This window comes from Bartonella sp. B10834G3, from assembly GCF_016102505.1.
GTDB lineage: Bacteria > Pseudomonadota > Alphaproteobacteria > Rhizobiales > Rhizobiaceae > Bartonella > Bartonella choladocola.
The window spans coordinates 165,437-187,182 of the sequence record NZ_JACFOM010000004.1; the positions used below are offsets into that span (position 1 = coordinate 165,437).

Consider the following 21,746-nt stretch of genomic DNA (forward strand, 5'->3'; position numbering starts at 1 on the left):
TTGAATTATGGATATTGACATTGTCAGCCTATCACGGTTCCAATTCGCCGCGACTGCGCTTTACCATTTTCTGTTTGTCCCACTCACACTAGGATTATCAATCCTGCTTGCCATTATGGAAAGCGTCTATGTCATGACAGGTCGAACGATCTGGCGGGATATGACCAAGTTTTGGGGACTGCTGTTTGGTATAAATTTTGCGCTGGGGGTCGCAACCGGCGTGGTTATGGAATTCCAGTTCGGCATGAACTGGAGCTATTATAGCCATTATGTCGGCGATATTTTCGGCGCACCTTTGGCTATTGAAGCTTTGATGGCTTTCTTTCTGGAAGCAACCTTTGTCGGCCTGTTCTTCTTCGGATGGGACCGCATGTCAAAGGTTAAACACCTGATTGCCACATGGTGCGTGGCCTTCGGCTCCAACTTCTCGGCTTTGTGGATTCTGGTTGCCAATGGCTGGATGCAAAATCCGGTTGCCTCCACCTTCAACCCGCAAACCATGCGTATGGAAATGGGCGACTTCGCCTCGGTTGTTTTGAACCCTGTTGCGCAAGCGAAATTCGTTCACACAGTTTCAGCCGGTTATACAACCGCCGCTGCTTTCGTTCTTGGCGTTTCAGCCTGGTACCTGTTGAGAGGTCGCTATAAAGAAATTGCCAAACGCTCGATGACAGTTGCGGCATCATTCGGTCTTGCTGCTTCACTTTCCGTTGTAGTTCTCGGAGATGAAAGCGGCTATCTTTCCGGCGAACACCAGAAAATGAAACTCGCTGCTATCGAAGCCATGTGGGATACTGAAAAAGCTCCGGCTTCTTTCACATTGTTCGGTCTTCCCGATGTCAAAAACCGCGAAACCCATTTTGCTATCCACATTCCGTGGGTAATGGGCATTATCGGCACACGTTCGTTTGACGAACAGATTCCGGGCATCAAGGATCTTGTTGCACAATCGGAAAAAGAAATCAGACAAGGTATCCTTGCTTATGATGCACTGGAAAAAATCCAGCAGGCAAAAGGCGCAGCCGTTCCGCAAGAAACAATCGACCAGTTTGAAAATAACGGTCGTTCACTCGGTTATGCGCTTTTGTTGAAACGCTATGTCGATGATCCGCGTACAGCAACAGACGAACAGATCAGCAAAGCGGCATGGGATCTTGTTCCGGAAGTTCCGGTTATCTTCTGGGCTTTCCGTATCATGGTTGCCTGTGGTTTTGCCCTTATCCTGATTATGGCGACATTCTTCTATCTGTCGGCACGTCATCGTTTGGAAAACAGGCGCTGGTTGCTTAAACTTGCTGTTTGCGCCATCGCACTTCCGTGGATTTCTGTCGAATGTGGATGGGTTGTTGCCGAAATCGGACGTCAGCCCTGGATTATCGAAGGAATTCTTCCGACCGCCGTTGCCGTTTCAAACCTCGGCGTTACGACAGTGTTCCTGACAATTTGCGGCTTTGTTGCCCTCTATACTGCGCTTCTTGTCGTCGAAGTCCGCTTGATGCTGAAATATATCAGAAAAGGTCCGGACGTTCTTAACGAGCACAGCGAGGTTCAAAACAACGCCTCTGCCACAGCATTATCTTAAAGGATAAAATCATGATTTTGCACGATTTGATTTCATATGACGTGTTACGTATCATATGGTGGCTGCTGCTTGGCATTGTGCTTGTCGGCTTTGCAGTCATGGACGGTTTCGATCTGGGAACCGGTATGTTGCTTCCCTTTGTGGGCAAGACCGATCTTGAACGACGCATCGTCATCAACACAGTCGGACCGGTTTGGGAAGGCAATCAGGTATGGTTGATTTTGGCAGGCGGTGCAATTTTTGCCGCTTGGCCACAACTTTACGCCGTTTCGTTTTCGGGCTTTTATATTGCCATGTTCCTTGTGCTCGTTGGCATTATTCTGCGCCCTGTCGGCTTCAAATACCGCAGCAAACGCGAAAGCAAAACCTGGCGGTCAACCTGGGACTGGCTGCTTTTCGTCGGTGGCTTTGTGCCAAGCCTGATCTTCGGTGTTGCAATGGGCAATGTGCTTCAAGGTGTTCCCTTCGAGATTAAACCCGATATGCAGGTTTTCTATCGCGGCTCGTTCTTCGGACTGTTGAACCCGTTTGCAATCCTTTGCGGGGTTCTCTCGATTGTCATGCTGCTCACCCACGGGGCAAGCTGGCTTGCAGTCAAAACAGACGATCCGATTTTCAGCCGTGTACGCAAAATCGGCATGATTACCGGTGTACTCACAACCATTCTTTATGGTTTGTGCGGGCTTTTGTTGAACCTTGCAACAACCGGCTATCATATTAACGGTGGTGTGGTTGCCAATGGCCCTTCAAACCCGTTGATGAAACAGGTTGCAACCAACGCTTCCGGTTGGCTTGACAATTACCATCAAACACCGATCTTGTGGCTTGTTCCGATTATCGGACTTGTTGCACCGCTATTGGCAGTAGCATGCTTGTCCATGAGAAAACCGGTTCTTGCCATTATCGCAAACGGACTTGGCATTGCCGGCATTATTGCAAGCGTTGGCATTGCAATGTTCCCGTTCATCCTGCCTTCAACGATTGATCCGGTGATGAGCCTTACGGTATGGGATTCTTCCTCGAGCCATTTCACCCTCTTTGTCATGCTGATTGTCGCGATCATTTTTGTTCCGACAATCTTGGCCTACACAAGCTGGGTTTACAAAATCCTTTGGGGAAAAGTCAGCGTCAAAACAATCGAAGGAAACAAGCAATCCTATTGATTGCTACTCTTGAAAGGAAATTCCATGTGGTATTTTTCATGGGCTCTCGGCCTTCCGCTTGCTGCCGCTTTCGCAATATTGAATGCGATGTGGTATGAATTGACGGACGACAGCGCCAAACAAAATAAAGGCGACAATAAATCCGAATAGCCTGTTAAACTCTAAAATCATTGCCGCGGAAAGCTCTTTGCTCTCCGCGGCATTTTATTTTTCTCACAGAATTTTCTTCCCTGATCGCCGTTTTAAAAAGCCCGACTACCGGTCTATTCGCCTTCCAATTTATGCACTCTGAAATCATCGCTATTGAGCAGCCAGATTTTTCAACCATTTCCGCAGGCGGTTTCTCGCATTGGAATAAGGAGAAGAGGTGTTCAATTGGATCATCCTCCCCATTGTCCATTTTCCGCACCACTCTTTTTCGTAAAGCTCTTTGTTATTCCGTTTGGAAATTTCGACAACAATTTGGTCTTTTGCCTGACAAAGCCGATCAACAAGATCAGCAAAAGGAACATTCTGATAATCGGAATAAAATTTTTTGGCGAGTTCACCAAGTTCATTCCACTTGAAGCCGGTTTCAGGAAAATCGACGGGTTCGCCCTTTTCATCCCTTTTCAACCATTTAAGGACAAGCCTATTCCACCCCAAAAGATAGGCAACGAGATTTGAAACAGTCATAAGCTCGCCTTTTGAATGCCCCTCCATCAACGGCAAGCCGGAAACATCTGCCGGTACTTTACGCAAATCTTCAGCAAGTTTGGAAAAAGTCGTTTCGATTGCATTCAGCAATTCATCTTTATTTTGCGGTATAGACATTTTTCCCTCGCCTGACGCTTACGAAATAGCGTAACAGTTTTTCAATGCAAGAATAGAGCCGCTCGGATTCTTGTTCGAGATTTGTATGAACAATCGATAATAAAACCCGTTCATGTCTAAACTTGCAAAGTTCCTCGCCACAAACCGACATCGGATTGAAGCTGACTGATAATTAAAAAATTTCACAATGATTTTTTTCTCCCTCAGTCCGGCCAAGAGGAAACGCAATGATTGTCAATTGCACTTCAAATATCGAATTCTTAAGAAATAAAGAATGTAGTTTGAAGCTTTTTACAGTAAAAGCCGGTTTATAGCGAAAATATATGGAACACAGCCTGTCAAATGAAGAGTTAAATACGCATGTCTTTTATGATGGAGCCGTATTGTTTGGTTGCCTGCTCGTAGACATCATATCGGGGTTCTTTAATCGCTGAATCAAACCACTCCTCCATGGCAGGCAATTGTAATAATTTATCCAGATAGTTTCGGGATCTTGTATTTAAAGGTAAGTTATATGCCCGAACTCTAAATGCAACGGGACAGAAAAATGCATCAACAGCAGTAAATTCGTGCCCCGAAAGATAAGGCCCACCGAATTGATCCAGCCCACTTTCAAACAACTCGTCGATACGGTCAATGTCCTTCTTGAGGTTTTCGGGTATTTCATTCAATTTCACTTCGACGGAGCAGTTCATCTGGCATTGTGTTCTCAACGCCTCGAAAGAAGAATGCATTTCTGCTGCTGCGCTTCGGGCCCAAGCTCTTGCACGACGATCCATTGGCCAAACACTGTCATGTTTTTCAAAAAGATATTCGACTATCGCAAGACTATCCCAAATGATGGTATCGTTATCATAGAGAACCGGCACTCTACCTGATGGAGAAAAGGTTTTGAAATTGCGATAGGTGGTGTCCCCTGAAAGAAAATGTTGGCTTTCTTTAAATGGTATTTGCAGTGTCTTTAGAAGAACCCACGGTCTTAAGGACCACGACGAATAGTTCTTATTTGCAATGTGAAGCGTATACATTATCTTTCATCCTTGTTCAGTCGATGACTTATTGAGTTCAGCAATTCTTTTACAGTTGTGGTTGCTACTTCATACGGCTTTAAATCACCGTAAATATTATAATTAACAATCAATCCTTCCAGTATAATCATGATTACTGAAGCGACTTGATCTGTTTTTTCCTTGCAATCATGCTCTATCACCTGATGAATCAGGTTATAAATAGAATCCTTATGTTTTTTTACGATCGCGGAAATCTGTTCATTCGTTTTTCCGAACTCTTCCGAAGCTTTTATAAACATACAGCCAAAAAAATCGGGTTCGGTAAACCACTTTTTATGCCACTCCAGAATAGCGGTAACTTTTGAAACAGCTCCGTCAGGCGCTTGGTCAACATAAGTTTGTAGGCTGTCCATAAAATTATCATCTCGGAGCTTTAAAGCTTCCTCTATGAGACCATTTTTTGTTCCGAACTGGGCGTATAATGTCGGCTTTGCAATCTTTGCTTCCCCTACTATCCGGTCCACACCAACATTGGCGTAACCATGTTCATTGAACAGTCGCAAGGCGGTTTCCAATAAAACCTGTCTTTTACTTACCCGTTGCCCTGCCTCTTTTTTTGATGGCATTTCTTTAGTTAGTGTCATTATTCTACCTTAAGCCATTTTTTTAGAAAAATATTTCCATTTACACGCAACATCTATGATTGCAGCATATTGATAATTTACTTACAGGTCTGTTAAGTTTCAAAAATAACAGACAGGTCTGTTAAGTCTTAACATTAATCTCATTCTTATACAAAATTCAACCCCTTACCGGAGAAATAGCTAAATGAGTGATCTTACCGATGCCCCCAAAAGCCGAATGACGTTTTTCCTTACCTCGAAAGCACCGGCCAGACCTTCGTCATTGCAAATTCTGACAGGATTTGCCGGTGGCATGGTCAGCATATCAATTTTGGCATTTATGTCCGGGCATTATCATGTTCCGCTCATCATGGCTCCCTTTGGCGCCACATGCGTATTGCTCTACGCATTGCCCGAATCTCCGCTGGCGCAGCCTGGAAGCGTGATAGGCGGTCATCTTCTTTCGACATTCGTAGGCTTGGCTGTTTTCCACCTGATCGGTCACGGGGTTTGGGAAACGGGTCTTGCTGTCGGTTTGGCTATAGGTCTCATGTAGTTCACCAGAACCATTCATGCTCCCGCCGGCGCGGATCCAATAGTCGTGTTTTTGGCGAGTTGTCCCGGTTGGTCATTTCTATTCGCACCTGTTTTCCTTGGCTCTGTCATTCTTGTTGCTATTGCATTCGTTGTGAACAACATCGGCGCGGGTAAAAACTGGCCAAAATATTGGTGGTAATTGCGCCTTATCTCTCGTTGCAAACTTCAAATAAATTAAGCAACCAGCGCAAGAACCCGATTGCAGGAAAGATTGCAGATATTACGCACGTCCTATTGCGAAAAAACATCAAACTTATTGTGGTCAATATTCGCAATAGTAGTGGCTATTACCATGCGTTTGAACGAGTTCCAAATACCGCCGCGTTCAGACCAGACATTTGATAACTGAAGAAACAAATACGTCGGAAGAGATGGAAAATCGGCTTTTTCAGACCAACAAAGTCCTTTCAGGCAACTTAAGGACGGATATTCAAAGGCCACATTATTTATTCCTAACGCGGCTTCATTTATTCGTAACGCAGCTTCCAGCCGCGGCTTGCAGTTACAACACGTTATCCCGACAAGCAAAGTAACAATGACTGAAGCAGCCATTAAGTCATATACTTAGCAAAGTGAAAGGAATGATACGTCAACTGTTGATTGTAGCCAGTGATCGTATCATCAAGCCAAGGCAGGAAGAGGCTACAATGCTTGAAGATTTGGAGTTTAGCGCCTGTCAGTCGTCACTTAATAAAAATCTATGCATCGAGACATTTTGCAAAACGCTTTCTACCGCCCCCCCTTCCTCCTCTCTTTATTTTTTACCCTTTTGAAGCACTTTCTGCAAAAGACAATACTTTATTCCATGAATCCTCATTGGCAAATGCATTGCGTTCCGGCGTTCCACCGCCGGTACTCACCTTTTTGGAAACCGGATGGCTATAACTGATGGCAGTGGTCGGAACATATGGAAAGACGATTGCATGTCCCGCACCCGAATAGTCATACCATTCGACATTATAAGGGTAGTTTGATGCTGCAAGTCGGTTTACAACCATTGAACAATAGAAACTTGAAGGCCACGAACCATCATCTGTAGCCGATAGCAAAATGATCGGACTTTTAATATTTTCTACCTTTATGCGTGCGCGTTCCACTGCCTCGTCATCTGCCAAAGCCGTGCGCAATGCCAATTCATGGCGGTGCGGCTCAGGGCCATTGTCAAACGGTTCCCATGTTGCTGTCCGGTTACCATCAATCAAATGCGTTAAGGGTTTGCCGTCTTTCAACCATGCCGGACCGTTTCGGCCAACTGCCGGATCGGATGCATTTTGACCACTGTGAACCACACTGCCGGGAAGGTAGGCAATGACAGCGGAAATGTCTTCGGGATAAAGGCTGGCGATTAACAAAGCCAATTCACCGCCGCGCGATTGACCGGCAATTGCCACAAAATCATCGCGAGGACGAACCTCCTGATGTAAAAAATCCAGACCTTTTTTGAAATATTCGAGCGGCGTATTTGAAATATAATTCGATAATCCCTCTACCTTGAAATACCCCAATGCAAATGCTGCATAACCATGGGAAGCCCAAATTGCCGCCCTCGGTTCATTTATACCACCACCGGAACCATTCAGAATTAAAATGGAAGGAAACGGCCCCTCTCCGGCGGGAAGACATAACGTTCCAACCAAACCATTTTTATGAATCCGTTCAATACGAATATCCGGTTTGCATAAATATTGAATCATCACATCCGAAACGACATCATTTTTATTCTTGACCTCGATATGGGTGACGAGCTCATCACGAACATCCGGCGGGAAAATTTCGGTTACATTTTTATTTTCAGGCCGTTGTGACCATATAAGCCCCATCGGCTTCACTCCGGTGTAATCACCGTCGAATGGCGCATCGCGCGAAGTATCGACTGTTCCATCCGGTGCGGCAATAAAAAGTGCCCGACTACGCCAACAATTTTCCCTGCGCATGGTTCGACTATTGATCTCGACAACCGAAGAAGGTTTGGCTCCCTCAACCAGAATATGTCGGCTTTCGTCGATCAATGCGCTTTTGGGTGTGATTGTCAGTTTCAATTGGGTTGTCATGAGTTCGAGCCTACATATTTTTGATAAATTTTTGTTATATTTATAATTATTATTCAAATTTATAACAATTTTATCATTTATTTATGTTCGTTGTAACGTATATTATTATCCACTATTATTACAAACTATAATAATAGTGGATATTTATATTATAAAATAAATTTATTATTCATTTATTTTTTCTACCATTTGTGCAACTGTTCTATCACTCGTTAAAGGTGTAACCTTTAGACCTTTGCGCGTTGCCCAGATATTTTTGTAGTGGTAGAGGGGAATAGCGGCCACATCATCATTGATAATTTCGACTGCACGGTCCATAATTCTGGCGCGTTCCGTATCGTCGAAAGTCTCGGTATATTTTGCCAGAATTTGATCCAAGGCTTCGCTTGAGTAATGCCCCCAGTTCGACGCGCCGAGACCTTTTTCCGGAGAGACTGTAGCATAAACATTGACCAGCGCATACGAGCCTTCGCCCGTACCATTCCCCCAGGCCAACATCGTCATAGCATAGTCATTTGAACGTGCTTTCGAGGCATAAACCGCCCATGGCACAACTTCCACCTTGGTTTTTACGCCGATCCTTGTCCAGAACTGGGCCACAGCCTGAGCTGTCTCCGGACCGAGCGGATAACGATCGGACGGCACGTGTATAATCATCTGGAAACCTTCGGGATAGCCGGCGTCGGCCAATAATTTTTTTGCCTTATCAACATCGAATGCAATTTTATTGAAGCGGGCATTGTAACCCGGCGCGCCTTCGGGCATCCATTGGCTGGCGACTGTTGCCGAATTCTGTAAAACGCGATCAACAATAATATCACGATTGATGGCTATATTCAGTGCTTGACGGACGCGGACATCTGTTAGAGGATTTTTATCAAGAGCTTGGCCATTATTATCCTTGATATAGGCATTCGGAGCCGGATTGAAACTCGGTTGCAACAGCATTACCCGCAAACCCGGATATTCGTAGACATTGACTTTTTCATTTTTCCGCAAACGGACAAGATCGGATGCAGAAATTTTATCAATAACATCCACATCTCCGGCCAATAAGGCTGCCGTACGCGATGCGGGATTTGCAATGTAGCGGTAAATCACATTGTCCCAAGGGCTTTTACCATTAAAATATGTGTCACTGCGTGTCATGGTAACAACGTCGCCTGGAACATATGATTGGAATTTGAAAGGCCCCGTGCCCACCATCGCTTTACCGGAATTGTAGTCGTCGGTGGTTGCGTTTTCACCAATGTGTTTACTGACAATATGAACAGAAGCCACATTGAGCGGTATATCGGGATTTGGTACTGTTGTTTTAATAATCAGCGTATGCGGATCTTTGGCTTCGACAGATGCAATCGTGCGTAAATAACCGGAGAAACTCGCAACCGATCCCGGAACGTTTCGCGCACGTTGATAGGAAAAAATAATGTCATCGGCAGTAAGCGGCGTACCATCCTGCCATTTTACATCATCTCGTAATTTGAATTCCCATGTGTTGTCGTCCAACGTTTTCCAACTTGAAGCCAAATCTGGCTCAACGCGATTATCTCTGATCTGCGTTAGAAAATTCCAGAAGTGTAAATCGTTCGAGCGGTCACCGGCGTGATTGTTCAATTGCGGATCCATTGACGAGATCGGATCGGCAAAGCCTATCTTCAAATCATCTGCCGATGCAGTATAATTCATAACGACCAGTAAGGTGGCCGCAATAGATGTCAATAATTTCTTCATTGTCTCTCCATTTCAGCCCTGGTTCGTTTTGTTTCGGGCTTATTCTTGTCGATCTGTTAAAGTTGGTCGTTCAAATGGCATGCACTCAAATGTTCGGGGGCCACCTCCCTTAGTTTTGGTCGTTCTGTTTTGCAGCGTTCGATTGCAAACGGACAACGTGGATGAAAATGACACCCCGAAGGTGGATGGTTAGGGCTTGGTATTTCACCTTTTAGCGGTGCAAAAACATGTTTGCGGCGATCAATGCGTGGAATATTTTCCAACAAAGCTTTTGTATAAGGGTGATTGGCAAAGCGAAAAATGTCTTCGACAGGTGCGCTTTCAACAATTCGTCCCAAATACATGATTATGACACGATCGGAAATATGCTCGACTACTCCCAGATCATGACTGATAAAGAGATAACTGAGATTGAATTTTTCTCGCAGATCTATAAACAGATTTAACACTTGAGCTTGAATAGAAACATCAAGTGCGGCAACCGCTTCATCACAAACCAGCATAGACGGTTTCACCGCCAAAGCACGGGCAATGCCGATGCGTTGTCTCTGACCACCACTAAACTGGTGCGGATACCGTTGACGGAACTGCGGATCAAGTCCCGTAAGCTGCATCATCTCCACTACATAATTGTCCACATCTTTAGGTGAACAGAGCTGATGTACGAGCGGAGCATCCCCTATAATCTGATCGACCCTTTGACGCGGGTTGAGGCTTGCATAAGGGTCTTGAAATATCATCTGCACTTCAAGGCGGGCTTTCATTCGCTCTGCCTTGCCCATCTGCTCCAATGTTTTTCCCTTAACCAACCTTGTTCCGTTATCAGGGTGCAGAAGTCCGGCGGCGATGCGGCCAAGCGTTGATTTTCCGCAACCGGATTCTCCTACCAGCCCGACCACTTCACCTTCACCGATAGCCAGCTCTATTCCATCAAGTGCATGCGTTTGTGGAGGGGTATCCGCTAGTCCGGCTCTGATAAATTGACGCTCGAAAAAGCCTGTTTTCCTTCTTCCGAATATTTTTGAAATATTGTGAAGGGCGATCAGAGGCGCAGTCGCTTTTGTGTTTTCTATGCATTCAGACATTTGGCAACAACTCACGACCTGCGACGGCATGATCCCTCATAGTTTTATGGGCAACAAGATCATCTGTTGGATGATAACACCGCACCCACTGGTCGGGTCCCAGCTTCGTCAATTCGGGTTTAGCTTGTTGACATTGCGCGCTTGCCCTTTGGCAACGGTCAAAAAAAGCACATCCTTCAGGCAAATTTGCAAGGCTTGGCGTCATCCCCGGAATTTGGGCAAGGTGATGGCCGCGCGCATTATGACTCGGCAAACTGTTTATCAATCCCGATGTATAAGGATGCTGCGGATGATCGAGAACATTGCTTACAGATCCCTGCTCTACGATACGTCCGGCATACATAACGGCAATTTTATCTGTGAGACCTGCTACAACCGATAGATCATGCGAAATCCAGATCAGGCTCATTCCATAATGGGTGGCCAGTTTTTGAATTTCAGATAAGATCTGCGACTGGATCGTGACATCAAGAGCTGTCGTTGGTTCGTCGGCAATAATCAGTTCAGGTTTATGTAAGAGTGCAATTGCAATCGCTACACGTTGACGCATTCCACCCGAAAGCTGATGCGGATAAGCTTTTAAACGTTCTTCCGGACTGGGAATGCCGACAAGCCCCAATGTGTCGCGTGCCCATTGCCAAGCCTGTTTCCTGCCCACTTTGCTATGGGCAAATATTGCTTCGGTCATTTGTTTTTCAATGCGCATGACAGGATCAAGTGTCATCATCGGATCTTGAAAGATCATTGCAATTTTATTGCCTCGCAATGATCGCATTTCTTTTTCCCGCATCGTTAACAGATCACGCCCTTTAAATAGTATTTTTCCGCCGGCTACTTTTCCGGGCGGGTCAACAAGTCCCATAATTGAAAATCCGGTTACCGACTTGCCCGATCCCGATTCACCGACAAGCCCGAGTATTTCACCGCGCTTGAGAGTGAATGAAACATGGTCAACCGCCGGAAAACTGACACCGCGATTTGAAAATCTCGTTGTTAATTCACAAACATCGAGAAGCACATCACCACATGCCGAAACAGAGGGTAACAATCCCGTCATGAATTGCTCCTCGGATTTAAAACTTCGCGCAACCGGTCACCGACGAGATTGAACGATAATAATAACAGCAATAAAGCTATGCCCGGGTAAAAGCTGATCCAATATCTGCCGGAAAGCAGTTCTTGTGAACCATTATTGATTAAAGCTCCAAGAGAGGGTTCGGTCACATCGACGCCGACGCCTAGAAAACTTAATGTCGCCTCCAATGTAATTGCGCGGGCAATTTGCAAAGTTCCGATAACGATAAGCGGGGGCATACAGTTAGGCAAAATCTGTCTTATCATAATTCTGAAATTGGAAAAACCGAGGCAAGTTGCCGCTTCCACATATTCACGCCGACGTTCAATCAATGCTTGTGAACGCGCTGTACGGGCGTAATAGGTCCATTCCAACAAAATCAGAGTAATAATAACGTTTTCCAGTCCCTTCCCCAGAAAAGCCAATATCATCATCGCAACAAGGATAGAAGGAAACGATAGCATCAAATCGACTGCCCGCATGACGAACGCATCGGTTTTGCCACCAAAATAAGCGGCAACCAGACCTAAAAATATGCCTATCATTCCCGCAGCGGACGACGCTCCCACACCGACGATAAGACTTGTCCGCAAGCCGTAAATGATGCTTGAAAGAATATCTCTTCCCTGTCCATCGGTACCGAGCAGAAATCTCTGGTCTCCTGCCACTCCCGAAGCTCCGGGCGGTTGCAAAGCATCCAGAACATCAACTTTGCCGAGATCATAAGGATTTTGCGGAGCAAGCCAGAATGCAAAAATTGCGGCTATAATAAACAACAACGCAATGACAAGTGAAAATGCGGCAAGAGGAGACCTGAAATAATCAACGACATGTCGCTTCCAAGGTGTTTCCTTTAGAAATTGATTTCGAGTATTTTTCATCGACCCGCCTCGATACGAACACGCGGATCCAGTATTTTATAGAGAATATCCACGACCAGATTGATTGAAACAAATATCGATACAATTATCATCAAATAGGTGACGATCACCGGACGATCCAAATTATTGATACTGTCAAGAATTAGCTTTCCCGCACCCGGCCAGGAAAATATACTTTCTGTTACAACAGAAAAGGCAATCATAGAGCCAAATTCCAAACCCAATACGGTAACAAGCGGGATCAGTGTATTGCGCAGAATATGAAATATAATAACCCGTAACGGAGAAAGGCCTTTAGCGCGTGCAAATTTGACAAAGTCAAGCGGCAGAATTTCCTGAACGCCGGCACGTGTTAAACGTATAACCATTGCCAGTTTGAAAAAAGAGATGGTCAATGCAGGCAATAAAAGATGACGCCAGCCATCCAATGTAAAAATAGACCAATCAATACCCAAAATCTCGACTGTTTCGCCTCTTCCACTTGCAGGAAGCCAACCAAGATTGACGCAAAAAAACTGGATCATCAACAGCCCTATCCAAAAGGTCGGGAGAGAAAATCCGAAGATGCTTCCAGCCATAATGAGCCGCGACCAAGGACGTTCAGGTTGTAGGCCCGCTATTGCTCCGAGTAAAACGCCTATGACGACAGCAAAAACCATAGCTACCACGACCAATTCAAAAGTGGCCGGCAAACGTTGCAAAATCAGTGTTACAGCGGGAACGTGATAGGTAAAGCTGTTTCCCAGATTGCCTGATAACAAACCTTTTAAAAAATCAAAATATTGTAAATATAACGGTTTATCCAACCCCATCGCCGCAATAATACGTGCGCGTTCGGTTTGAACCACATCCTGACCAATCAAAATATCAACCGGATTACCAATGGCATGCAGGCCTATGAAAACAATAACAGACATTAAAAATACAATAATCAGAGCTTGAAAAATTCTGATTGCTACCCACAAAACCATATGAAATTCCCGGCTTTACTTAAAATATCTCCAACCCGATGATAAAATACCCCCCAAAGATCGGCGTTGAAGATGCAAAACTTTGACTACAAATTTATTCGGATTTTCCTTTTTATTAGAATTGCCTTTTTTCAAGTGTAGTTTATTTTCCTGGCTATATTTTATTTATATAAGAAAATGATTGAGAGGAATTTATTTTTGTTTTTTATATTATTATAAGTATTTTTTCTCTTTTTCGCCGTTTATCCAGATAAATGAATCTAGTGCCCGGCATTGTTAGTGCCGTCCTTAAACCGCTTTGCGCGAATGTTTCCCAAAAAGCTATATCCCGTTCATCCCTGACAGGTATTGATGCCGTCAATCGAAACTTTTGTCTGTTGCGGCCGCTTTGCTGCTGACAATTTTTGCGATGTCATCAAGTTTTATCGTGAGCGCATCTTTTGTTAATAGCGTCACATTCTCTTTCCTGAATTGCGATAAAATATCGAACGGCCAGCAGGCCTGAAGTGTGCTGAACAATGGTCACTTTAACACGATCACCGGCCGCCCTATCCGGCCTTATTCATATGTATAAGACCCGTCTGCATTGGGGGGATAATTCGGCGAGCCGTCGCGTTTGAACATATTTTCCATTGTTTTCTTGATCGGATTATCTGTCTGATCGAATTCTTCAGCAGTCATGCCCTGCTCAAGTGCAGCAACATCACTTTGACCATCACCCATAGGCCAGAGTGTCGCACTCGCCAAATGACGTTTGTACACCATCAAACTATGCAGATGGCAGTCAAAAGAATTTTCCCGGTAACGAGGATGAATCGCCATCGGAATATGTATTTTGACCGGTTTTTGTTGTCCGATACGATGTATACGGTCGTTGCATTGTTCTTCAACCGCAGGATTCCACCACCTTGAAAGATGGATAACATGGGTAGCTGCTGTCAGGGTTAAGCCCGTTCCCGCCGCTCGCGGACTGAGAACAAGCAAGTCGAAACCTTCATCATGTTGCAAATGTCTTTGAAAATGTTGGACAATTTTTTGGCGTTGTTCAATCGGTGTCTCGCCATTGATAAGGCCAACACGCTTAATTCCAAATTGTCTTCGAACTAAAACTAAAAAACGCCGTTGCATTTTCAAATGTTCAATAAAAACAAGTGCCCGCTCATCATTTGCCTTGATTTTTTTCAAAATCTCCATCGTTGCTTTAAGCCGGGCAGAAGCATTAATATATTCCTCTTCATCGCACATCATATCAATGTCGGGATGCACCGATACCGCGCGGATATGATGTAAAAGTTTGAGTTTCTTGCCTCTTGAACTATTGAGCTCTTCCAGACGCGCTTCATTATATTTTACAATCTGGACATCCGGCATTATTTCCGGATGAAGCAGACGCGTTTTGGTCGGCAAATCTTTTGCAACCTGATCTTTGATACGACGCAGAGCCAAAGGTGGTATTGAATTATGTGGCAAGAAAATACGATCGTGAAGCTCTGCCATATTGGATTCATCGACGTTTTTATAACGTTCCCGAAATTCTTTAAGGGTGTTCAATGTTCCCGGTGACAGTTGATCCATAATGGACCAAAGATCATCGGCACTGTTTTCAATCGGAGTTCCTGTCAAGCCAATACGGAAATCGGCATTCATTGAACTGGCAGCTTTGGATACACGTGTTGTCGGATTTTTTAATGTTTGAATTTCATCAAAGATAATGGCGGAGAATGGTATCTTTGCTAAAGAAAGCTGATAGTCACTCATTGTTGTGTAGGTGGTTATGAACCAATAATGATGACCCCGCCCCTCCTCGATCGCTTGATGCAGATCTTCAAAGTTCAGTTTTTCTTCCCCGTCATCCGTATCTTTACCTTTGACACCCGCATTTTTAAAAAAATTAATCAAAGCACCATAGAGTTTCATGCATGATCCCACCCCTCCCTTGACGAGGTGGCGGTCAACTTCGTCTTGCCAGTTTTCTAAGAGTGAAGTGGGAGCAACAACCAAAAAAGGCCCCGGTTTTTTCATCTCGTTCTTCGCATTCACCTGTTTTAGCCAGGCTAAAAATGCAATTGTCTGTAATGTCTTTCCGAGACCCTGCTCATCGGCATTCAAAATACCTGGTAGTCCCGCTTTCCAAGCTTCTATTTGCCACTTTAAACTTTCTTTCTGATGTTCTTTTAGTGGTGTAACAATTGAACCGGGAATAGCGTTGGACACATCGGTTTTGCGTGGCTTGAGCTTTGACAACCATTGCAAATCGTCAAAGTTGTCTTTTGTTTGCAGGACATAAGGTCCTTGTTTTTCATCAAGATCGTGTCTACCGATTGACTTTTCGTCATTAAGCCGGCCTTCTTCGCCATTGGCAATTGCAACACGTTGATCATAGTATTTTTCAAGATTGTCGTAACTGTTCTGGGAAACCGGGATATCAAAGTTATCTATTTGAATTTCCTGTTTTCCCTCGGCTATAGCCGTTTTCATATCTTCTTTTATATGACCTATTTCTGCAACCGACTTTTCGTCGAGTCTTGCTTTCAACTGGCCAAAATCCTCGAAACCCCATGTCGAATAGCTGTCAATAAAGCCGCCAATATCGGGTTTTTTAAATACTCCAATTCCTGTAACGCGTTCCGAATATTCTTTAGTCTCGACAAACAAATGATCGCTTGAACGTTCAATTAGTTCTTCTTCTGCATCCGGTGCAAGACCATCAAGTTTTCCGTCGCTCCTCAATTTATCAATGACGGCATTACGTATTTCCAAGCCCGGATTTTTGATGAATTCCTGTCGCTCGGAAGACGACGCCTTTTGTTTTCTTGCCATAACGTCAAGCGCAAGCTTGGCTGATTTTTCAATCACGACGAAATGGCCTGCCTGGATACTGTAAGCCGTTAAGGAACCACGGTCTTTTACCAAGCGGTTGAACCGTTTCAGATTGATACCATCAATTTCACTTTGATTTTCTGAAATTTCATCATTTCCGCTCGATGCTTGGCGCTCCCGCAGGTGCTCGCTATCAAAGGGAATAATTGTAAATTCATCTTTTCCAAAGGGCGATATAGAAAAACGGTCAATCAGACTTACCTTCAGACCACTCAAGAAATCTGTCATTGATACATGCGCATCGCGACTATTATCAAGCGTCACACCCGGTTCAAGTTTCTTACGAAATCTTGCCAAAGCCTCCCAATCATCTTCAAGGCTTTCTCCGGCATGGTGACTGTCTGCAATTTCGATTGCTTCCAACAACCAGATTGGAATGCGTTTCATTCCATTTTCTGTCTCTAAAATAGCCCCTTTGCGACGAGGCACTTCCCTTATGCCGTTGCGTTGCCATTCGTAAGTAAGTCTGAATTCAGGGCTACCGAATGTATTTTTAGCGTCAAATTCAATCGTTAAATCCGTAAAAGGTGGCAAACCGAGCTGTTGTGCACTTTCATTGGAAAGACTGGCTGCAAGATGGGGTGACATCATGATTTGTGTCGATGTAATATCCAGCTGTTCCTTGTTGGAATACTTTTCCGACAAGAAACGCAATTCATCAATGGCAAAGGCCAACTTATCGTCGACTTCATCAAGATTTTCTGTCCGGGAACCACCAAACAGTTTCTGGAAAATACTCTTCTGTTGCGGATCGACTGTTAAAATGACATTGTTTTTTTCATCTAACGAAAGCTCGAATTTCATCTTATCCGCCTCATATTTTTAACAGAACTTTCTGTTGCCAGTTCCCGATATGTATAATGCCCCGTTTCCGATCGATATTACGAACCCGGTCACAATCGTAACGTCGTTCATGCATTTTCGGGGCTTCTGGTTCATTCTCGTCAAACACGTAAACTTTATAACTGTGAGAACCTTCTACAACGATTTTTCGACCGATACGCATTATGAGAAGTGATGTTTTTTCACGATAACCGCCGGCTATTTGTTTCGCATATTGCATAGTCGTGTCGTCGTGCAAGGATTGCCGGATACGACGTGCTTCCCGCCAACCGTCATCGCTGAACGCAACCCATGCATCGTCAATACGGCCTTCATCAAAAAGATCGAGCCAGAACTTACGTCGTGTTTCCCACATATTCCCGCCGTCTTCCACATCTCTTTCAACATTTGAAACAACGTCCAGAAAGAAGCGAATGTCGTTGCCGGCAAGCCAGCGGAAAAATGTTCTCCGAGCGCCTTCAGGGACTTGCCCCCAAACACTGGTTTTTCTGATGCGTGGATCACCATAAATGGAAACCAACTTTTTTGTGAGAAAGGAAACATCATCTTTTGAAGGTGAGCGTCCATTCCAGACATTAATAAGTGCTGTAATTGCTTCAGCTGCACCGACTTCCTTGGCTTCCCGCCCTTCGGGCTTCAGCCAATTCATCATACGTTCCATTTCATCACGTTTATAAAGATTTTGATGCACCATCGCCAGAAAGCGAAGATGTGCCTCATTCATCAGCCCCAACATATGAGGATTGTAGATGCCAAGTTCTCTCATTCCTTGGTAAACGTCACTCATATTAATCATTCTATCGGCAAGTGCTTGTGGTGCCGAAAGAGGGTTTAAAATGGCCGGCACAAGTGCAATAAGTTTTTGCCACTTCACTCCCAATGACTGATGGTTAACACCAAGCGCTTCAGCAAGAAGCCGCGTGTGTTCGCTCGCTTCTTGAAAGCTTTCAAGATATATTTTAAAAAAAGCATTGAGCAGAGATCGCCTGTCAGATACCTTGATTTCCTCATAATAAAAACGCCGAAGAGAAGCGAGATCTTCTCTGTTTCGATTATTTGGCGAAAACACCGCATAAGCAACCTTAACGACAAAAGAGACTCTAACACCGGCCCATTCATCGTTTTCAAGATGACGAAGCATTTCCTGAATGAGTTCTTCCTGATCTACTTCAGAAATATCGGGTGTTATATCCGGCCATTCATGATGAATCCTGGCAATCTCGTCAAAGACACCTTTTGCCGGAGCCGGCAGTAGAAAATTGGCCGAAATTTTACGTTGAAGAGCTTCAGTGAGGCGCAATGATATCACCTCCAAAACGGCTATCTTTCAACACATTCTTAATGCGTTCGATTTCGACAGATCTCGTCGGTGTATACATAATGATCCGCAAATCAACCCGTCTATTTGTGTCGCGCCCCTCTTTGGTCGAATTGTCTTTGACAGGGCGCATCTCGCCATAGCCGGCAACCGAAAGGATCGGTTGATGTTTAAAGTTTAAAAAATCGACGAGGTCCGGAGAAACGCTGATAACTTTGGCAAAGGTGCTATTGGCGCGTGCTGTTGACAAGTCCAGATTGGACATAAAATCACCGGTTGAATCCGTATGCCCTTCGATTTGAACCGATTCAATAATCGCATTGCTAGGATTACAACTTTGCTCCCATTTCGACCGTTTACCGATGGAATAGCAGGGTAAAATCTGTCTTAAGCGTTTTGATAATGTTTCAACAATAGCTTGCCTATCCGGGCGCAAAACAGCCGAACCGGTGGCAAAAAGTCCATCACCCTGAAACCGTAATGCGTCGGTTTCCTCGCTGATAACAACATCAAGATCCGGAAAGTCTATTTTCAATTCATTGCGTAATTCTTCCAATATACGACGGCGTTCCATTGCTGTTGCGGCCATATAAGCTTCCAAAGGATCAATTTTTTTCAATTTCTCCAATTCGGCGCGCAGTTCATCGCGTTCTTTGACAACATTTTCATAAATGTCACGTGGAACTGTCGTCTTTTCACTATATTGCTGGGCAAAATAGGCAAGAAGCAGAATAATGATAAAAAGAAAACTGACCGTCATATCCGTCATAGATATGAAGACACTCTCCTGCTCTTCATCCGGCTCTTTCGTGCGGGGAAAAAAGCGCATTGATTAGCTCCGCGTCTGCTGAGGCATAAATGTCTCTGCCTGCTCGACAACCTCGCGCATCGTTTCCAACGCAGGTTGCAGGCGGGTTTGCAATTGATTTACGTGCTCGGATATAGTGTTGATCGCTTGTTCCACCTGGGAAGCATATTGTTCAAAAGCTGTACCCAATTTCTCGTCCATGGTGTCAAGCCGGTCGCCTTGCCCTTTCATTCGCTCCAGCATGTCACTGACGCCAGACAAAGCCGCATTAATGGCATTCTTTTCATCGCTCAATATAGTTTTTGCGGCCTCTAATGCTTGCCCGGCTGCTTTCGTGGAATTGATAACACTGGTTGCAACGTGATTTGTGCTTTCATTCAATTTTTCTATTGAGGTGCCCATTCCGTCGACAATATTCCGAACCGGTGTGACGGCTTCCACCAATGTTTCGACTGAACCATTGAAAGTAACTGCTGCACGTGATGATGCCTCAGCGCCTGCTTTTACACCTTCCGACATCAAGGCCATATTATTTGTGCTATTATTAATTTGTCCAATAAGGCTCTGTAGGCTTGTTCCAACATCTGCCAAGGGTGCAACCAGATCTTTGCCGGCTTTTTCAGCCAGATTTCCGACCGTTTGGGCAATCTCGTTGCTTATACTGGAGACCCTGTCAGCAACAACTTTACCGGCATCGCCGATATATCCGCTCACCTGATGCCCGACAGCCTGCATCCTTTCTCCGGCAGCCGTCGCCTCGTCTGATGTTACTGTTTGGATTTGTTGCTTGAATGACGATAAAGCGAGTTTGAGTTCATCAACCCCCTTGACCACGCTTGCAACGATCCCCTCCATATTACTTCCTATATTTCCCGAACTTTGTTCGAGACGATCCGCCACTTGTCCCAGTTTATCTCCGGCATTTGCAATACTAACACTTGCTTCCTGTAAAGCCGCTGTAACAGAATTGGTCAGTTGGGCAGACAAGCCCGACACCATATCGCCGACCCCTTGAGTGCCCATTTGGCTTACTTTTTCCATAACCGGCTCAATCGCCGAATTTACGGACTCTTTCATTTTATCCGGAAGTTCAACCAACGGCCTTTCTAATTTTGCCACCAATTCCAGACCGATTGATTTGAAATGATCTTTCTGTGCTACAGTCGCGTTCAATTGCTTGATCGCAATATCTTCCAGATTTATGTAGGAGACCCGGTTTTCTATTTCGCGACAGAGATTATGCAATAGATATTCAAGCCGACTGTATAAGCGACGCATCCATATTGTAAAAATGATCGAACATAAGAGTCCCGTCAGCGACATGATAAATTTTGCCGCCGCAATTGAAAGCAATTGGCTCATCACCGAACTGGTAATTTCACTGCTTTGCCCCATCGTCGAAAGGGCTGCGACCAAACCGAGAAAAGTGAAGAATAGCCCGATAGAAACAAAAAGCCCCGGAACGATGCGCCATCCGCCTAGGCCAAACCCCAGATCCTCGGTATTGAAAAAAGTAGAAGGCCGTGTGACGCCATGCACAATAATGTCTTGAGGATTATTCGAGTCTTTCTTATCTTCAATGACAAATGTTCCGCGATAATTCAGCCAAGCAGATTCCAGATGTTTCTTGGGGTCGTCATTGGCAGAATCGCGAATAGCCCGGGTAATTTCGGTAATGTCACTTCCGAATTTTTGACCCTTACTATTTTGACGAATCTCCTTGAGGATCCATTTGACCGCCTTTATTTTACGAGCACCTTTAATAGAAAAAATGGATGCAAGAACAACCAGTGCGACCACAAGAGCAAGAGCAACCAAACCAGGTGATGCTTCGCTTTTTACAAGTCCCGCAACAAACAAAACAACGTGGACTACACCCCGTCCCAAGCCTAGCAACAAATCCACAAGAATAATCCCTTACACATATTGCGTATAATTATCGATCAACTTTAAGATGCCTATATTGTTTATTACAACTCCCAATATGAAATTTTAAACCATAATTATTTGCATTCGCAATATCAGCACACTTAAAAAGTGTAGACTTCTGTTAAAAAGTTGAGAATACTTTTTCTACATGAGGGCTTTCCTCCCCCTTATTATCTAAAGCTTGACACATGTTTCGGATTCCTTTTTCCAGACGTTTTCCTTGAACCTCCGAACACATTACGAAGATGACGTCAGACAGCAACCGGTGAACTATACAATCATTGCGCTTGAACAAGGCTCTAAACTGACACCTGCTTCAATCCGGAATGAAGCAATCGCGGTAATACCGTGCTTCGTCGCCCGAAACGAAACAAATACCGGCC

General features: G+C 44.6%; 16 protein-coding genes and 1 pseudogene. 4 read left to right on the forward strand and 13 right to left on the reverse strand.

All coding sequences use genetic code 11. The features are described 5' to 3' along the window. The first annotated feature begins 7 nt into the window (after positions 1–7). Genes H3S94_RS10945 through cydX form a run of 3 tightly spaced genes read left to right on the forward strand, consistent with a single transcriptional unit; the run spans position 8 to position 2,895 of the window. Positions 8–1,582 (forward strand): cytochrome ubiquinol oxidase subunit I, encoded by a 1,575-nt coding sequence (locus H3S94_RS10945; RefSeq protein WP_198241078.1) that lies wholly within the window; start codon positions 8–10, stop codon positions 1,580–1,582. Positions 1,583–1,593: 11 nt separating this feature from the next. Continuing rightward, positions 1,594–2,745 carry a cytochrome d ubiquinol oxidase subunit II gene (cydB, locus tag H3S94_RS10950; protein ID WP_198241079.1) on the forward strand — a complete coding sequence of 384 codons (1,152 nt, stop codon included), beginning with the start codon at positions 1,594–1,596 and terminating at the stop codon, positions 2,743–2,745. A gap of 24 nt (positions 2,746–2,769) precedes the next feature. Continuing rightward, positions 2,770–2,895, forward strand: a complete 126-nt coding sequence (gene cydX / locus H3S94_RS10955) for a cytochrome bd-I oxidase subunit CydX (RefSeq protein WP_198241105.1) — start codon at positions 2,770–2,772, stop codon at positions 2,893–2,895. A gap of 150 nt (positions 2,896–3,045) precedes the next feature. Here the strand turns inward: cydX and H3S94_RS10960 are convergent, their stop codons facing one another. The 3 genes from H3S94_RS10960 to H3S94_RS10970 all read right to left on the reverse strand — a co-directional run bounded on the left by H3S94_RS10960 (position 3,046) and on the right by H3S94_RS10970 (position 5,212). Continuing rightward, positions 3,046–3,558, reverse strand: a complete 513-nt coding sequence (locus H3S94_RS10960) for a ClbS/DfsB family four-helix bundle protein (protein ID WP_198241080.1) — start codon at positions 3,556–3,558, stop codon at positions 3,046–3,048. 350 nt (positions 3,559–3,908) lie between these two features. Next, positions 3,909–4,586 carry a glutathione S-transferase family protein gene (locus tag H3S94_RS10965; RefSeq protein WP_198241081.1) on the reverse strand — a complete coding sequence of 226 codons (678 nt, stop codon included), beginning with the start codon at positions 4,584–4,586 and terminating at the stop codon, positions 3,909–3,911. Then, positions 4,586–5,212, reverse strand: coding sequence for a TetR/AcrR family transcriptional regulator (locus H3S94_RS10970; protein ID WP_198241082.1), 627 nt, complete (start codon positions 5,210–5,212; stop codon positions 4,586–4,588). The genes H3S94_RS10965 and H3S94_RS10970 overlap by 1 nt, the downstream gene beginning before the upstream one ends. Before the next feature lie 349 nt (positions 5,213–5,561). Between H3S94_RS10970 and H3S94_RS11960 the strand changes: the two are divergent. Then, positions 5,562–5,927: pseudogene (locus H3S94_RS11960) on the forward strand (HPP family protein). A gap of 622 nt (positions 5,928–6,549) precedes the next feature. Here H3S94_RS11960 and H3S94_RS10985 read toward each other — a convergent pair. From H3S94_RS10985 to H3S94_RS11030, 10 genes are all read right to left on the reverse strand, one after another. Further along, positions 6,550–7,839 (reverse strand): acyl-CoA thioester hydrolase/BAAT C-terminal domain-containing protein, encoded by a 1,290-nt coding sequence (locus tag H3S94_RS10985; RefSeq protein WP_198241084.1) that lies wholly within the window; start codon positions 7,837–7,839, stop codon positions 6,550–6,552. A gap of 165 nt (positions 7,840–8,004) precedes the next feature. Then, a complete protein-coding gene (locus H3S94_RS10990) occupies positions 8,005–9,573 on the reverse strand; it encodes an ABC transporter substrate-binding protein (RefSeq protein ID WP_198231641.1) in 1,569 nt (522 codons plus the stop codon). Positions 9,574–9,629: 56 nt separating this feature from the next. Then, the gene (locus H3S94_RS10995) at positions 9,630–10,658 is read right to left on the reverse strand and encodes an ABC transporter ATP-binding protein (RefSeq protein ID WP_198241086.1); all 1,029 of its coding nucleotides are present in this window, start codon (positions 10,656–10,658) and stop codon (positions 9,630–9,632) included. Further along, positions 10,651–11,715: an ABC transporter ATP-binding protein gene (locus H3S94_RS11000; RefSeq protein ID WP_198241087.1), complete on the reverse strand. Its 1,065-nt coding sequence runs from the start codon at positions 11,713–11,715 to the stop codon at positions 10,651–10,653. Before H3S94_RS11000 ends, H3S94_RS10995 begins: the two co-directional genes overlap by 8 nt. Continuing rightward, the gene (locus H3S94_RS11005) at positions 11,712–12,614 is read right to left on the reverse strand and encodes an ABC transporter permease (RefSeq protein WP_198241088.1); all 903 of its coding nucleotides are present in this window, start codon (positions 12,612–12,614) and stop codon (positions 11,712–11,714) included. Before H3S94_RS11005 ends, H3S94_RS11000 begins: the two co-directional genes overlap by 4 nt. Then, complete coding sequence (locus tag H3S94_RS11010; protein WP_198231645.1) at positions 12,611–13,585, reverse strand: ABC transporter permease; 975 nt, start codon at positions 13,583–13,585, stop codon at positions 12,611–12,613. Before H3S94_RS11010 ends, H3S94_RS11005 begins: the two co-directional genes overlap by 4 nt. Before the next feature lie 558 nt (positions 13,586–14,143). Next, positions 14,144–17,269 carry a DEAD/DEAH box helicase gene (locus H3S94_RS11015; RefSeq protein WP_198241089.1) on the reverse strand — a complete coding sequence of 1,042 codons (3,126 nt, stop codon included), beginning with the start codon at positions 17,267–17,269 and terminating at the stop codon, positions 14,144–14,146. Between the two features lie 10 nt (positions 17,270–17,279). Then, complete coding sequence (locus H3S94_RS11020) at positions 17,280–18,608, reverse strand: EH signature domain-containing protein (RefSeq protein WP_198241090.1); 1,329 nt, start codon at positions 18,606–18,608, stop codon at positions 17,280–17,282. Then, positions 18,595–19,455 (reverse strand): OmpA family protein, encoded by an 861-nt coding sequence (locus H3S94_RS11025; protein ID WP_198241091.1) that lies wholly within the window; start codon positions 19,453–19,455, stop codon positions 18,595–18,597. The genes H3S94_RS11020 and H3S94_RS11025 overlap by 14 nt, the downstream gene beginning before the upstream one ends. Before the next feature lie 3 nt (positions 19,456–19,458). After that, on the reverse strand, positions 19,459–21,339 hold the full coding sequence (locus H3S94_RS11030) for a MotA/TolQ/ExbB proton channel family protein (RefSeq protein ID WP_198241092.1): 1,881 nt from the start codon (positions 21,337–21,339) through the stop codon (positions 19,459–19,461). Positions 21,340–21,746: the final 407 nt, after the last annotated feature.

Coding starts and splice junctions, on each gene's coding strand:
- H3S94_RS10945 (WP_198241078.1), top strand. CDS start 8: ATGGATATTGACATTGTCAGCCTATCACGGTTCCAATTCGCCGCGACT.
- cydB (WP_198241079.1), top strand. CDS start 1,594: ATGATTTTGCACGATTTGATTTCATATGACGTGTTACGTATCATATGG.
- cydX (WP_198241105.1), top strand. CDS start 2,770: ATGTGGTATTTTTCATGGGCTCTCGGCCTTCCGCTTGCTGCCGCTTTC.
- H3S94_RS10960 (WP_198241080.1), bottom strand. CDS start 3,558: ATGTCTATACCGCAAAATAAAGATGAATTGCTGAATGCAATCGAAACG.
- H3S94_RS10965 (WP_198241081.1), bottom strand. CDS start 4,586: ATGTATACGCTTCACATTGCAAATAAGAACTATTCGTCGTGGTCCTTA.
- H3S94_RS10970 (WP_198241082.1), bottom strand. CDS start 5,212: ATGACACTAACTAAAGAAATGCCATCAAAAAAAGAGGCAGGGCAACGG.
- H3S94_RS10985 (WP_198241084.1), bottom strand. CDS start 7,839: ATGACAACCCAATTGAAACTGACAATCACACCCAAAAGCGCATTGATC.
- H3S94_RS10990 (WP_198231641.1), bottom strand. CDS start 9,573: ATGAAGAAATTATTGACATCTATTGCGGCCACCTTACTGGTCGTTATG.
- H3S94_RS10995 (WP_198241086.1), bottom strand. CDS start 10,658: ATGTCTGAATGCATAGAAAACACAAAAGCGACTGCGCCTCTGATCGCC.
- H3S94_RS11000 (WP_198241087.1), bottom strand. CDS start 11,715: ATGACGGGATTGTTACCCTCTGTTTCGGCATGTGGTGATGTGCTTCTC.
- H3S94_RS11005 (WP_198241088.1), bottom strand. CDS start 12,614: ATGAAAAATACTCGAAATCAATTTCTAAAGGAAACACCTTGGAAGCGA.
- H3S94_RS11010 (WP_198231645.1), bottom strand. CDS start 13,585: ATGGTTTTGTGGGTAGCAATCAGAATTTTTCAAGCTCTGATTATTGTA.
- H3S94_RS11015 (WP_198241089.1), bottom strand. CDS start 17,269: ATGAAATTCGAGCTTTCGTTAGATGAAAAAAACAATGTCATTTTAACA.
- H3S94_RS11025 (WP_198241091.1), bottom strand. CDS start 19,455: ATGCGCTTTTTTCCCCGCACGAAAGAGCCGGATGAAGAGCAGGAGAGT.